We start from the raw sequence: 657 nt of genomic DNA, 5'->3' as shown, positions 1-657 counted from the left end.
GCCATCATGCTCGGTGGGGGTAACCCGGCTGCCATTCCTGCCATGCTCGATTACTTTCACCAAGCCAGTGAGGAAATGCTCGCCAGTGGCGAACTCGTCGCCACGCTCACTAATTATGATGGCCCTCAGGGTAAAGACGTGTTCGTCAAAGCGCTCGCACAGCTGTTTCGTGAAACATACGGCTGGGACATCAGTGAGAAGAATATTAGCCTGACGAATGGCAGCCAAAGCGGGTTCTTCTACCTATTTAATTTGTTTGCTGGTCAGCAGCCAGATGGTTCGCACAAAAAAGTCCTGTTGCCTATCGCACCGGAATACATTGGCTACGGTGATGCAGGTATCGATGAAGACATTTTTGTTTCGTACCATCCAGAAATAGAGCTACTCGACAACGGCCTATTCAAATATCACGTTGATTTTGAAAAGCTCACCGTCGATGACTCCGTCGCAGCAATTTGTGCATCTCGCCCAACCAACCCAACAGGTAACGTACTAACTGACGAAGAAGTGCGTAAACTGGACAAATTGGCGCGCGAGAACAACATCCCACTGATCATCGACAATGCGTACGGCTTGCCGTTCCCGAACATCATTTTTGAAGATGTCGAACCGTTCTGGAATGAAAACACCATCCTGTGCATGAGCTTATCTAAACTT

1 protein-coding gene is annotated in these 657 nt (G+C 48.7%); it reads left to right on the top strand.

Translation table 11 applies throughout. The features are described from left to right. On the top strand, positions 1-657 hold a 657-nt coding region (locus tag R7Q48_RS28045), incomplete at both ends, for an aminotransferase class I/II-fold pyridoxal phosphate-dependent enzyme (RefSeq protein ID WP_318133583.1).

It is taken from the genome of Vibrio sp. 378, assembly GCF_033339435.1.
Note: the sequence above shows the minus strand (reverse complement) of the source record. Positions and strands in the feature narration are given on the sequence as shown.